This is a genomic window from Bacillus sp. EB600, assembly GCF_024494385.1.
Lineage (GTDB): Bacteria > Bacillota > Bacilli > Bacillales > Cytobacillaceae > JAEVLT01.
Genome location: NZ_JAEVLT010000165.1, coordinates 1 through 446, shown reverse-complemented (window position 1 = coordinate 446; position 446 = coordinate 1). Strand labels below are relative to the sequence as shown.

At 34.3% G+C, this 446-nt stretch carries 1 protein-coding gene; it reads left to right on the top strand.

Going from position 1 to position 446, the window contains the following annotated elements:
- Positions 1-251 (top strand): PepSY domain-containing protein (locus JN080_RS29190; RefSeq protein ID WP_256239379.1); only part of this gene is annotated, 251 nt, incomplete at its 5' end.
- Between the last annotated feature and the right edge of the window lie 195 nt (positions 252-446).

Below are 446 nucleotides of genomic sequence, written 5' to 3'. Positions count from 1 at the left end.
CATTAAAGAAAAGCAATGAGCATGATGATAACAAAATGCTCAAAAGGGTTTCACCACAAATATCTTTAGAAAGCGCTAAGAAAACAGCTTTAAATACAACCCAAGGTACTATTACGAAGGTAGAGTTGGATAATGAAGACAATCAGCCAGTCTACGAAATTAAGATCAAAACCATGGACCATCGTGAAGTAGAGGTTAAAGTAGATGCGGCCAATGGAAAAGTTTTAGGAAAGGAATATAACGACGACTAAAAACCGAAGAAATTAAATAGACATGCAATAGTAGGAAAAAAACAAATTAGGAGGGGGTTCATATGTTTCATGAATTTAAGGTAAAACCAATGTTTGAAGGTCAATTTCATCAACGTCATCTGTTTACACTAAAATTTAAAGGTGATACTTTCCAAGGGATTTTTAAAAACGGGGATATTCAGTGGTTTCATCCAA